Source organism: Psychrosphaera saromensis, from assembly GCF_002954545.1.
GTDB classification, from domain to species: domain Bacteria; phylum Pseudomonadota; class Gammaproteobacteria; order Enterobacterales; family Alteromonadaceae; genus Psychrosphaera; species Psychrosphaera saromensis.
This window is the reverse complement of record NZ_MSCH01000003.1, coordinates 2,758,540-2,770,803: the sequence shown is the minus strand read 5'-3', so window position 1 is coordinate 2,770,803 and position 12,264 is coordinate 2,758,540. Positions and strand designations below refer to the sequence as shown.

Below are 12,264 nucleotides of genomic sequence, written 5' to 3'. Positions count from 1 at the left end.
AAGTACTTTAAAATATTTTTTGTATTATCAATATTTGTTATAACTGTCTTAATTCATTTAAGTTATTCAGAATTTTGGCGAGTTGATTCATGTCTAGATTCTGGAGGGAGCTTTAATTACTCTCAATCAACTTGTGAGTATTAACCACATAACAAGTCATTGCACAGGACTTAAAACAGTTGTCTGTTTTCGTTCCTCAATATTATAGCCAACTATTTTAAGCCTCTGAATGAGGCGTTGAGGCTGTAGAATTTCTCTTAAAAGAGCGTTTGTCGCTCTTTTTTCAATTAAGCTCGTTTGTATAAAAAATGTACTTGTTCGTGGTGGGCGTCTGTGATCTAATAGTTATTATTCACTCAGAGCTAATTTCACATGGCTAACTACAAACCTGACTTATCCTGCCAAAGTAAATTCATCCCAGTTGATTTTACCCAGCAAATTATCCCTGGCACATTTGAATACGCACTTTCTCATATTGTTGATAACCACCTTGATTTAACGCCTTTTGATGAATGGTACAACAACGATAATGGTGGCGCTGCGGCGTACCCTCCATCTGTGATGTTGAATATTGTCTTGTTTGGTTATTCGCGTGGATTAGTCAGTAGCCGTCGTATTGCAAATGCTTGTGAAACCAACATTATCTTTATGAGCCTATCTGGTGATGTTCAACCTCATTACACATCTATTGCACATTTTGTTGCAAACATGAGAGATAAAATTGAACCCTTGTTTACACAAGTGCTGATGATATGTGACCGTGAAGGGCTTGTTGGACGTAACATGTTTGCTATCGACGGCTGTAAAATACGTTCAAACGCGAGTAAAGAATGGAGCGGTACATTCGATGAGCTTGAGCGTAAACAAGCCAAACTTCGCCGAGCCAGTCAACGCATACTTGAACGTCATCAAGCACAAGATAGTTTAGGTGAAGATGAAGTGGCTCATGACTTGAAGCAACAGGCCAAGCTCGATAAAAGTGCAGCGAAAATCAGGGAATATCTAGCGACACATCAAGAAAAAACAGGCAGTAAAGGCAAGCCCGTTAAAAGTAATATTACCGACCCAGACAGTGCAAAAATGACAACAAGTAAAGGCACAATTCAAGGTTACAATGGTATTGCGATTAACGATGATAAACATCAAATAATACTACAAGCACAAGTGTGGGGCTCAGTTGGTGAGCAACAAACCTTAGCGCCAGCCGTTACTCAACTAAAGCAACAACTTGATAAACTCACTACAGAAACACAACCAAACAAACACACGATTAAATTCACAGCAGACAGTGGCTTTAACAGTGAAGCCAATTTGGAATTTATGGCCCAAAGTGGATTCGATAGTTATATTGCTGACAATCAATTTAGAAACGTAATCCGCTATTTAAAGAAAGCGAGACGTATGAAACAGAGCAAGAAAAACGTAGATTAAAACGCAGCAAAGGCAAGCCAAGATTATTCACCTCAGATGACTTTCATTATGATGAAGCAACACAAACGTGTCACTGTCCAGCTGGAAATGAAATGTGGTGCAGTGGGATAAACGTAAATAATCACAATCAACAATACACTCGATTCTGTGGTTACTTAAAAGACTGTAAAGTGTGTCCATTACAGCAACAGTGTATGCGTAAAGAGCCGAAAGACAGAGGAAGACAAGTTCAATTCAAAAATGATGAGTCACGGAAAAAGCTAAGTTATGGCGACAAAATGAAAGTTAAGATAGATAGTCCAATAGGACGACGACAATACAGTAAACGACTTGGTGCTATCGAACCTGTGTTTGGCAACATCACCGTCAATAAAGGCATGAACAAATTTACGCTACGTGGCCAAGATAAAGTAAATACCCAATGGCAAATGTATTGCCTTGTTCACAACATAGAGAAGTTAAGAAATAGTTTGCATTAGACCAAGAGTTAAGCCTTTATACACATATCAAGCCTCACTTCATTAACTAGCTCTATAAGCCCACTTTAAACGCAATTTAACCACACTTTAAGCAATATTATTATTGAAAATAAAATAAGTTATTGAATCTTATAAGGATGTGAAATATTGTGGTTTTTATTTAAAGATACTGGCTGAGAATGAGAAATTCTACAGCCTCGTTAGGCATCATTCGTAGATAGGAATTTAAATGAAGATAAAGCAAATTATTGAAAAGTTTGTTGGTCTCTCTCTACCATTAAAGATACTCATATCAAGCTTCGTTACTGCTTTAGGCGGATCTACATTTATTGGCCTTATAGCCGAACTTGCCTTATATAAGTATGCATATTTAAATGACCTTAGAATTCCATTTGAAGGCGTTCCGTATTTAAGATTTAACGTTGTTTTTCTTAGTTTGTTGTTTTTTTTTACGGCAATATTAGTGTTTGCAGGGGTCAGTATAATTATAAAATTCGCACTAAATGTAGCATATACTCAAATTAAAATAGGCCAGAAAACTTCACTTCCTGAAATGCCATTTAAACAGTATCTTAAGGTAGCTTCTATAGCTGCCATTTATTCGGCTGTTTTTTTTGGGGCTATTATAATGCCGTTTATGGGGTGGATAAATTCATTGCCATGGTACTTATCAAATACTATCCCTTTAATACCAATACCAATTACGCTTTATTTTATGAGAAAACCTAAGCATATAAAGTATGCACTTATAGGCAGCTACTTAATTGTTATATCCATATTTATATTCAATTTATTTAATGCCGAAACGTATTCTAAATTTATGAAAGAGCTTAAATATGGTGGTGTGGATGTTACTGTTCATTATTCTTGTGAGGGTAAAGCAAATTGCGTAAGTAGTGGAGAGCTTTATTTAAGAACTTCAGAATACGTTGTTTTAAAAGTAGACGGTGAAGCAATAGAGATTCCTAATAGCTCGGTTAAAAAAATTTCATATTAATTATTATCCATACAAGCAAATTAATCGGGACAAATAACAGTTGATTTTTGCATCTGCGTGAACTTATAGTTTAGTAAAGGTGGTGCACTTCGACCTTGAATCTACCCAAACTTCAGCTAGTTAAATTAAAGTAGGTGGCAATGTTATCTACCTGAATTTGAGCGTACGTTAAACTTTTATCAAAAAAGCGGCTTAAACCCGGTAGGTGGCCGAAAAATGAGATTGTCATTGTCATAAGTATTCGTAACCCTCAAAGCCGGTCTTCCTTGAATTTGGCGTCTTACTCCCCCATAAAGAGGTAAACGAATAGACATTAACCCTAGCATTTGGTCTGTTTTATAAGGTTAATGTTTTGAGTAAACGTATTTACATTCTGAGCATAAAAAGTAGAGAGTCGTATGAAAAGTTTAAAACAACAAACTGAAGCCAAGGTTGCCGCTGGGCGAGAAGCTAATCCTGATTTTATGCAAGGTGTTGATGATATTATTAAGCAGTCAAAGGCCTTTTTACAAGGTGAAGATGCGTTAAAACTTGGTGAAAAAGCGCCTAGTTTTACTTTGCCAAACCAAGACGGTAATTTGATTGCGCTGAATGATGCTTTAGCTAAAGGGCCTGTGGTACTGACGTTTTATCGTGGTAGTTGGTGTCCTTACTGCAATTTACAACTTAGAGCGTTACAAGCTCGTTTAAGCGAAATTCATGGTTTAGGTGCGACATTGGTGGCGATTAGTCCTCAAGTGCCTGATGAGTCACTGACCAAAAACGAAATTAGTGAAATGGACTTTACTGTGTTGTCTGATCAAGACGCAAAAGTTGCTTCTGAATATGGTGTTGCATGGGAAGTACCTGAGTTTCTTGTGGATCATATGCGTGTAGACCGTAATTTAGATCTAGAAGCTATTAATAATGGCAACGGCAATGTATTACCAATCCCAGCTACCTTTGTATTGAGTAGCGATGGTGAGGTGTTGTGGCGTTATGTTGATGTGGACTACAGAACACGTTCTGAGCCAGATGATATTATTGCAGCGTTAAAAAAGTTGGCTTAAAACTTTTTTTAACAAGGCTTTAGCTTATTTCATAAACGTTAAGTTTGTTTTATAAGCTAAAGCAGATCAATAATAATTCTGATAAACGGACAGCAAAATTTGTTTATCAGAATTAATATAATGTTTGACTGAAATCTTATCTGCTCCAATCATTGCCTAAAGCCCTAAAGCCCTAAAGCCCTAAAGCCCTAAAGCCCTAAAGCCCTAAAGCCCTAAAGCCCTAAAGCTGCTTTTAGTCCAACTTCAAAATAGACTTAGCGACCGCTTCTGCTACTTTAATGCCGTCGATTCCTGCCGATAAAATGCCACCTGCGTAACCCGCGCCTTCACCTGCAGGAAACAGACCTTTGGTATTAATGCTTTGGAATTCTTTATTTCGCTTTATGCTAATTGGTGATGAGGTTCTGGTTTCTACACCCGTTAATAAACCGTCATCTGAGCCAAAGCCTTGTATCTTTTTATTAAACGCTGGAATAGCTTCACGTATTGCCTCTACTGCAAAATCTGGCAAGGCTTTGCTTAAGTCGGTTAAGGTAATGCCCGGTGTAAATGATGGTTTTACATCGCCTAACTGTGAGTCTGGTTTACCTTTTAAGAAGTCCCCAATGGTTTGCGCTGGTGCATTGTAGTCTCTACCACCTAACTCAAAGGCTAAGCTTTCTAATTCTCTTTGTAAGTCTATGCCGGCAAGAGGGTGGTTTGGGTAATCTCGTGCTGGGTCTATGCCTACAACGATAGCGCTGTTGGCATTACGTTCGTTTCTTGAGTATTGGCTCATGCCATTGGTCACTACGCGATTTTCTTCAGAGGTTGCCGCAACCACAGTGCCGCCCGGACACATACAAAAACTGTAAACAGAGCGGCCATTTTTACAATGATGAACTAGCTTGTAATCCGCTGCGCCTAAAATTTCGTTACCTGCGTTATCACCAAAACGTGCTTGGTCTATGGTGGACTGTTTATGTTCAATTCTAAAACCAATAGAGAAAGGTTTAGCTTCAACATAAATGCCTTTGTCGTAAATCATTTGGAAAGTATCACGAGCGCTGTGACCAACGGCTAAAACAACGTGATTACTATCGAGTTTTTCACCGTTGTTTAAAGTGACACCTGTGATTTGATTGTCTGTGATATGAATGTCGTCAACGCGAGTGCCAAAGCGTATTTCACCGCCAAGCTCTATGATCTCAGCACGCATTTTTTCTACCATACTCACTAATTTATAAGTACCAATGTGCGGTTTACTTACAAATAAGATCTCATCTGGTGCGCCAGCTCTAACAAATTCTGTCATCACTTTACGGCCATAATGGTTTGGATCTTTTACCTGGCTATATAATTTACCGTCAGAGAAAGTACCCGCGCCGCCTTCACCAAATTGGACGTTTGATTCTGTGTTTAATTTACGCTGACGCCAAAAGCCAAAGGTGTCTTTGGTTCTTTGTCTTACTTCGTTGCCGCGCTCAATGATGATAGGTTTAAACCCCATTTGGGCAAGGGTCAATCCAGCTAATAAACCACAAGGGCCAAAACCAATAACAATAGGGCGTTCTGTTAAGTCAGCAGGCGCTTCACCTACGTATTTGTAACTGGTATCTGGCGTTACTTTTACGTGTTGGTCAGATTCAAACTGGCTTAGCAGTTTATCCGTTAACGTGTTATCTGAAAGGGTAATGTCTAAGGTATAAATTAATTGGATATTTCTTTTATTACGAGCATCGTAACCACGTTTAAACATAACAAATGTTGCTATTTGTTCAGCAGAAATTTTAAGTTTTGTCGTTATTGCAGACGTTAGATCTTCTGGTGCATGATTTAACGGCAATTTAATTTCAGTTAAACGTATCATTGGTTACTCATAAACTAGTGTAGAAAACAGTCGCGCATTTTACTGGTACTGGTAACAATAAGCGAATAAATATTTCAATAACGCGGTGTAAATTTACGTATTTGTATTGTAGTTTGAAAATGATTGAGTATGATCCGCAATCTTGAATTTTTAATGGTGTTTTTTTATGGCGTTCATCGTTGGTGATAACTGTATTAAATGTAAATACACAGACTGTGTTGCAGTATGTCCTGTGGATGCATTTTTTGAAGGACCTAACTTTTTAGTTATCGATCCGGTTATTTGCATCGATTGCAGTTTATGTGAACCAGAGTGCCCAGCCAATGCTATTTTTCAAGAAGATGCGGTACCAGAAGATCAAATAGAATTTATAGAATTAAATGCTGAATTAGCGCAAAAATGGCCTGTGATCACAGAGTTAAAGCCTGCACCTGATGATGCCGATGAATGGAATGGTGTAGCGAATAAATTAAAGCTACTAGAGCGTTAATGACTATTAGTTTTCAATCTATGATAGTGACACTATAAAAGCTAAAACCCCCCGAAGTTAAAGACAAGCTCTAAGCTTACAAGCCTAACCTTAAACCACATGAAGTAACGAGTTTCATCCGCGTTTGATATTATCCAAAATAATTCCCGTCGCCATCGCTACATTTAACGACTCAGCTTCACCAAAGTTTGGAATAGTAATTGGCGCGGTGACAAATTGTCCTGCGGCGTCTCTTATTCCGTGAGATTCACTGCCCATCATTAAAATAGCGTCTTTATCAAACGTTACCTTATGTACATTTTCGCCACCTAAATATGCGCCATAAACAGCACGAGTGTCTTGTTGTAAATACTCAGGTAAGTCGGTTAAAAAGACATTTACGCGAGCGAACGAGCCCATGGTTGCGCTGATTGTTTTAGGGTTAAACGGGTCGGCACAATCATGGCTACAAACAATGTGGTTAATACCGTACCAATCAGCAACACGAATTATGGTCCCTAGATTACCAGGGTCAGACACGCCGTCTAACGCTAATGTAATACCGGTATTGGGTGGTGTATTAACAGTAGGGATTTGTACAACCGCAATAACACTATTATTGGACACTAAAGTACTTACTTTAGTTAACGAATCAATATCCGCTTCTATCACTTCAATATTGTTAAGCTCGGCTTTATTAACTTGGATGAATTGTGGAGTAGCGAACAGTTGTTTTATGGTTAAGTGAGACTTAAGTAATTCCAACACATTCTTTTCACCTTGAACCAGGAACTCACCCAAGGCTTTACGTTGTTTTTTCTGGCCTAACGCTCGGATGTGTTTAAGTTGGTTTTTAGAGATCATGAAAGCCTAATAAATGTTGTTAGATAAAATGCTGGAACAAGCAAACATTCTAACATCAACTAAGTTGAATTATTAATTGATAAATTACCTTAGCAGCAAATAATTACTTGAATTCAAGGGGGATAAAAAAGCCGCTAATCCTAAATGGAGGTAGCGGCTCAATTATTTATTTGATCTTAACTATCTATATAAGATATCTAATATAGATATTTATCTTAACTGTTTACTCTAAGTGCTTACCTCGGCTTATCTCAGCCAGGCGTAACTCATTTTTAAAAATACGCTTCTGGTGTCTTTGGTGATGTCTTTAAGAGAATCGTCTTGATAACCACCGTCTGAGTATCCTACAAAGAATAAGGTTTTTGGGTTGATTTTATAAGAGTAAAGTAACTGGGTTGATAAACTCTTATAAGTTGCATCATAATCATCCGGATCGTTATATTGGCTTAAGTTCCTGGTTACGTCAGAATACACAATAGACAAACGTAAAAAACTACGAATAGAGAACTGATAATTCAGTCGGTAGTCGGTTAGTTTTGCGGTTAAAATCTCGTTACCGCCTTTATGAAGCTTACGGTATTTATAAGATAAGTCTGACTTAATATGGGTGTTTATATTCCAATTAAATTGTGGGTCTATCGAATAAGCATCAACTAACTGATTGTTTGCGTAATCTATTTGCTTACCCACAGAACCATAGATACCAAGCCACATGTCAGAGGTCGCTTGGAAATTAGCCCAAGATTTAAGGATTTTTTCAGTAAAGTTATAGGTGTTATTTTTAATAGATAAAGTTGATGTATCTATTCTGCCAGAGGCTTTTTCACGAACAACTAAACCTTGCTTAAAGTAAGATTGTTTAACACCTCTAAGGGTTAAATAAATCTCATATTCTTGTTCTATTTGATCGCCATCTTGGTTTGTAGTTCTGTCCCAATCTCCAAAAACTTCAATTCTATTCCACCAATCTTTACTGTTTCCTAACCAGCGGTAAGTACCACCAATCAAGTTAGTTATGGTGTCTGATTTATTAAAGAAAGCTAGGTCGGCTCTAAAGTCTTTGCCGATATCTTCTCTGCTCGCTTTAAAAGACCAGTCTTTATTGTCGTGCTGGTAGTCAATTCTATAAAATGAGTCTGTACTATTATTGCTGTCTGCTCGTAAAACTTGTTCAGAGTTGTAATCGTCAGTATTAATTGAATTTATTAGGACGTCATCTATCTCCGTACTTGATGACACAAATTGTATGTTAAGTACGTCGCTGTCTGTTAATTTATATTTGCCGTCTAAGCTTGTTACTACGTTTTGGTAGCTCTCGGAGTTTCGTATGGTTGAGAGCGCACCTATGGAGGCGTCGTTATTTAACGCATATCTGTATCTAAAGGCGGCATTTGTGCTTTTTTCTTCTAATTCGTAAAGATCGGAACCTAAATTACCTGGAAGAATAAAGCTTGTTGTTTGGTCATTTGCGACAAAACCTGCAAAAGAGTGTTGGTCTACTTTACCCGCTAATTTTGCACCAAAATCTGGGTTGTTGATGTTACGGGTATAAATTAAGTTAACTGGCGTTGAGAAGGCGTCTTCGTTAGCCAAGAAAAAAGCTCGTTTTTCTGCCGTATATAAGCCAAATGTGCTGTTAACATCAAGCTGGCCTGAATCGGCTTCTACTTGTGAAAAGTCTGGATTAAATGTCGCGTTTAAGGTGGTATCTGGCGTTATTCCCCATTTTACATCTAAACCAACATCGGTATTACTTTCTTCACTCCATTCTAGTGTTTCATCTAACTCTCGTGATTTTGTGTTACCACTTACAAAGGTTGGCACAAGTGATAAGTTTTTACCCTGTTTTGCACCTTTAAAGCCACGTAATGTCGGCATTTGGCAAATAAAACATGTGTTATTGTGATCCACTTGCATATGAGAGATTCTTAGTTCGGTATCTCTTGGGTAAAAACGAACAAATTCCATCCCCCAGTTTTGTATATCTAATTGATCATTAAAGTTAAGTGTTCTTAGTGGAATAGCAACTTCAACAACATAACCAAAGTCTGTAATACGACCGGCGGAATTCCAAATTACATCCCAAGAAGAAGATTCACTTTTAGTGAGTTCGTTTTCTAATACGTCAGACTGTGTGCCTAATGGGTTAATAAAGAATTGGTAGGCGAGGGCATTGTCATTATAGGTGTCTATTTTGATAGCAACACGGTCATCACCCCAGTTATTATCTCGGTCGGTAAGGCGTGCTCTTATTTTTTCTGGATGTGGATCAAATGCTTTAAAAGCAACATATAAAGTGTGACCATTTTCTATAACATAAGCTTCTGTTTTTACTGGTGATCTTGTATTTTCATATGGCCAAGTGACGTTGTTAAGGTCAATTTTCAATGCATTTTTCCAAATGTCTTCGTCCATGTGTCCGTCAACTTTAATTCGTTGCTGGGTTTTTGGAACATCTAAAATGGTGGTGACTAAGGTATTTGATGTAATGGTTTCAGAATAAACAGGTTTAACAGCGACCAGTGCTGTAAATAGAAATACAGATTTGATACAAAACTTCATAAATGATCTTAATAAATAATACAATGGAAAAAGGAGAGGAGTTATTAACAACCTTGGATTTTGTCAATTATTTCATGTAACTATGTAATTGGGCATAAGGGTATTTACTAAATTGATTTACTAAATGGGGCCGGATTATAGAAAAACATTATTACCAAATGATGAAAAAGAGGTAAGTTACTTTAATAAAGGGATGAATGAAGATAAAACCTGAATTAATTAGTCGATTTGTAGATTATTACAACTAATACCATTCATAATTTGTTTTATATCATTGTTTTTAGCAAACCGTTTAGAAAAAGCTAAATAAGAAGGTGATGTTTTATCCGACAATTTAACAAAGGAGAATTCACCGACCATATTGGCTTGCTGAGCGGTATATTTTATCATTTGAGGGTCGCCTACAAAATAATCTATTCGATTTTGTAAGACCATTTTCAATGCTGTTTTTGTATCCTTTATATTTAAAATTGTTAATCCAGGCGATTCAATTCTTGCCTTTATATCTTCTCTTAATGCTTTAGAACGTACTTTAGCGATTAATTTATTTTGTTTTTTAGCTTCTTCAAATGAGGTGAATGAAGAAGATTCTTTTTTTACTAAAACATCACTTAAAAACTTAAACATAGGAGTGTCGGGATAAGCTAAGTATTTAGCTCTTTGTTTTGTGTAAGCGGCAGGCATAAGAGCATCAATACGATTATGCTTTACTTCTTCCAAGGCTCGAGCCCAAGGTAAAACCATGGCTTTAAAAGTATAATTTTCATTTGTACTGTTGTTTAAACAATCTACAAATAAACCAATAACTTCTTGTTTGTCATTCAAATAAACAAAAGGAAATATTTCAGGAGCAGCAACGCTTATTTCTACTTGTTTTGCTTGGCTATGAAACGATAAAAGAATAAAAATTAAAAAGTATCTAAACACTTAATACAACTCGACTTTAAGGATGCTGATATACCTTTAAACTTATCTGTTTCGTAATAAGATAACAACTAGAAAGTAAAATAAAATCGGTAAGTGGAGCTTTAATTTCAAAATTTAAAGTGATAGTAGGCAGGGGGAAAAGGGCGTTAAATAAACGCCCTTGTTTAAGTGGATAAATTAAAGAAAATAATATTTTAACTTAAGCTAATCAGTACTAAGGCTAAAATAGCGCCAGCTATGCTTACTTTTACGCCAGTTTTAAATGTTTTACTTTTTGGTAAAAACATCCAAAAAGAAGACAATGCAAAAAATAATAATGAAGCACCAAAAAAGATATTCAACCAATAAATTGGCGAGTTGGTTGTCGCTTTATGTAGGTGAGTCATTTTGTCTAACACAACAGGGAGTTCAAATTGGGTATAACTAACTGCACCTGAAGCTTTATTATAAGAGCCATCTTTGAAGTAAATAAACTCACTATCTTCAGAATCTACTTTAAATCGTCTCATCTTTAATGCTTTACCAAGTGAATCTGCGTTTAGGTTTAAAGATAAAGTCTCTTCAATTTGGTGTGACAGCTTAAATACGTTGGTATTTCTATAAATTAAAACAATACCGCTGAGTGCGTATATGGTCATAATACCAGCTAAGAAAAATCCTAAATAGCGATGTAATATACGGGCAGAAATTGGTTTCATTGAAAATTCCTTTATAAATTTTTTAATTAGATACTAAATCATTGATGACAATAATAAATCAGGTTGTGTATTGTTTAAAGCTAATTAGATTTATTAATTGAATTTGCAGTGGTTGGCTTAGGTATTTGTTAAATGGAATTATTAAAGACGAACGTAAATTGTGTAATGCGAAACCTTTATTAAAACTAAATTTAGCGTCTTACATTTGATAGATAGTTTGAAATTGGTAGAAAGCTAAAAACCTATAGAGGTATTACTAAGAGTTTGTTGCGGGAGCCGCGTCTTTTGTGGAGAGTGAAGCTTTTATAAAAAGCAAACCAGACCTAACGATTTATGAAATGTGAAATTGGTTGCGGGAGCAGCATCTTTTGTAAGAGCGAACCTACGACCTGATGATTTATGAAATATGAAATTGGTTGAGGGAGCAGCATCTCTTGTAAGAAGTGAACCTACGACCTGATAATTTATGAAGTATGATTTATGAAGTATGAAATTGGTTGAGGGAGCAGCATCTCTTGTAAGAAGTGAACCTACGACCTGATGATTTATGAAGTATGATTTATGAAGTATGAAATTGGTTGCGGGAGCAGGATTTGAACCTACGACCTTCGGGTTATGAGCCCGACGAGCTACCAGACTGCTCCATCCCGCGTCCGAATGGTTTAACTATAAAGTTAAACAAGCCAATAACTGATTTAATTCTGTTATCAAAGAATCTGTGCAAAAAAAATTGGTTGCGGGAGCAGGATTTGAACCTACGACCTTCGGGTTATGAGCCCGACGAGCTACCAGACTGCTCCATCCCGCGCCATTATTTTTTGCATTTTTACAGTCTTACTTAAAGGACTTATAAAATTCGCTGAAACTCTCTGCCTCAACGAGGTGCGTATAATAGTGTTTAAAAATATTTATGCAAGTATTAAATTAAAAAACTGTAAT

The 12,264-nt window shown here is 36.7% G+C and carries 8 protein-coding genes, 2 tRNA genes and 1 pseudogene; 4 read left to right on the top strand and 7 right to left on the bottom strand.

Annotation, left to right across the window (positions count from 1 at the left end; genetic code table 11):
- Window positions 1-372 precede the first annotated feature (372 nt).
- The 3 genes and pseudogenes from BTO11_RS12575 to BTO11_RS12560 all read left to right on the top strand — a co-directional run bounded on the left by BTO11_RS12575 (window position 373) and on the right by BTO11_RS12560 (window position 3,956).
- Window positions 373-1,910: pseudogene (locus BTO11_RS12575) on the top strand (IS1182 family transposase).
- Window positions 1,911-2,139: 229 nt separating this feature from the next.
- Entirely contained in the window at window positions 2,140-2,907 is a 768-nt protein-coding gene (locus BTO11_RS12570) for a hypothetical protein (RefSeq protein WP_105052931.1), read from the top strand.
- A 398-nt stretch (window positions 2,908-3,305) separates the two neighbouring features.
- A complete protein-coding gene (locus BTO11_RS12560) occupies window positions 3,306-3,956 on the top strand; it encodes a peroxiredoxin-like family protein (RefSeq protein ID WP_105052930.1) in 651 nt (216 codons plus the stop codon).
- A 232-nt stretch (window positions 3,957-4,188) separates the two neighbouring features.
- Here the strand turns inward: BTO11_RS12560 and BTO11_RS12555 are convergent, their stop codons facing one another.
- Window positions 4,189-5,805: an NAD(P)/FAD-dependent oxidoreductase gene (locus tag BTO11_RS12555; protein WP_105052929.1), complete on the bottom strand. Its 1,617-nt coding sequence runs from the start codon at window positions 5,803-5,805 to the stop codon at window positions 4,189-4,191.
- A 166-nt stretch (window positions 5,806-5,971) separates the two neighbouring features.
- Between BTO11_RS12555 and fdxA the strand changes: the two genes are divergently transcribed.
- Window positions 5,972-6,295: a ferredoxin FdxA gene (gene fdxA / locus BTO11_RS12550; protein WP_105052928.1), complete on the top strand. Its 324-nt coding sequence runs from the start codon at window positions 5,972-5,974 to the stop codon at window positions 6,293-6,295.
- Window positions 6,296-6,409: 114 nt separating this feature from the next.
- Here the strand turns inward: fdxA and BTO11_RS12545 are convergent, their stop codons facing one another.
- The 6 genes from BTO11_RS12545 to BTO11_RS12520 all read right to left on the bottom strand — a co-directional run bounded on the left by BTO11_RS12545 (window position 6,410) and on the right by BTO11_RS12520 (window position 12,133).
- Window positions 6,410-7,138 (bottom strand): TrmH family RNA methyltransferase, encoded by a 729-nt coding sequence (locus tag BTO11_RS12545; protein ID WP_105052927.1) that lies wholly within the window; start codon window positions 7,136-7,138, stop codon window positions 6,410-6,412.
- A gap of 246 nt (window positions 7,139-7,384) precedes the next feature.
- Window positions 7,385-9,700 carry a carbohydrate binding family 9 domain-containing protein gene (locus BTO11_RS12540; RefSeq protein WP_105052926.1) on the bottom strand — a complete coding sequence of 772 codons (2,316 nt, stop codon included), beginning with the start codon at window positions 9,698-9,700 and terminating at the stop codon, window positions 7,385-7,387.
- Window positions 9,701-9,919: 219 nt separating this feature from the next.
- Window positions 9,920-10,627, bottom strand: a complete 708-nt coding sequence (locus BTO11_RS12535; RefSeq protein ID WP_105052925.1) for a substrate-binding periplasmic protein — start codon at window positions 10,625-10,627, stop codon at window positions 9,920-9,922.
- 194 nt (window positions 10,628-10,821) lie between these two features.
- Window positions 10,822-11,325 (bottom strand): hypothetical protein, encoded by a 504-nt coding sequence (locus BTO11_RS12530; protein ID WP_105052924.1) that lies wholly within the window; start codon window positions 11,323-11,325, stop codon window positions 10,822-10,824.
- 575 nt (window positions 11,326-11,900) lie between these two features.
- A tRNA-Met gene (locus BTO11_RS12525) sits at window positions 11,901-11,977 on the bottom strand.
- A 79-nt stretch (window positions 11,978-12,056) separates the two neighbouring features.
- Window positions 12,057-12,133 (bottom strand) — tRNA-Met (locus BTO11_RS12520).
- Between the last annotated feature and the right edge of the window lie 131 nt (window positions 12,134-12,264).